This window comes from Aerococcus sp. L_32, from assembly GCF_050689315.1.
In genome coordinates this window covers 1-503 of sequence record NZ_JBOEQF010001323.1, presented here as the reverse complement: position 1 = coordinate 503, position 503 = coordinate 1, and the positions used below count along the sequence as shown (strand labels likewise).

The 503-nt window shown below is 45.5% G+C and carries 1 protein-coding gene; it reads left to right on the top strand.

Annotation, left to right across the window (positions count from 1 at the left end):
• A partial coding sequence (locus ACRCJ0_RS19585) for a DNA gyrase subunit A (protein ID WP_431391891.1) occupies positions 1–503 on the top strand: 503 nt, incomplete at both ends.

The following is a 503-nucleotide window of genomic DNA, read 5'->3' as shown; positions in this document are numbered from 1 at the left end:
GTTGATTTTATCCCTAACTATGACGGTGAAGAGCGTGAGCCAGAAGTATTACCAGCTCGCTTTCCTAACCTATTAGTAAACGGGACAACCGGTATCGCAGTTGGGATGACCACCAATATCCCAACCCATAACCTAAGCGAAGTCATCGGCGCCATTAAAATTTTAATGCAGAACGCTGACGCAACAACCAACGAATTGATGGAGGCTTTACCAGGACCAGACTTCCCAACCGGTGGTATTGTCATCGGGAAATCAGGTATCCGTAAGGCTTATGAGACTGGAAAAGGGACAATCATTGTCCGTGCTAAATTAGACATTGAAACCTTGTCTTCAGGTAAAGAACGGATTATCGTTCATGAAATTCCTTACATGGTGAACAAGGCTAAATTAGTCGAACGTATCGCTGAACTAGCTCGCGACAAACGGGTAGAAGGGATCACCGCTGTACGTGACGAATCTGGTCGTGAAGGTATGCGTGTCGTTATTGAATGCCGTAAAGATGC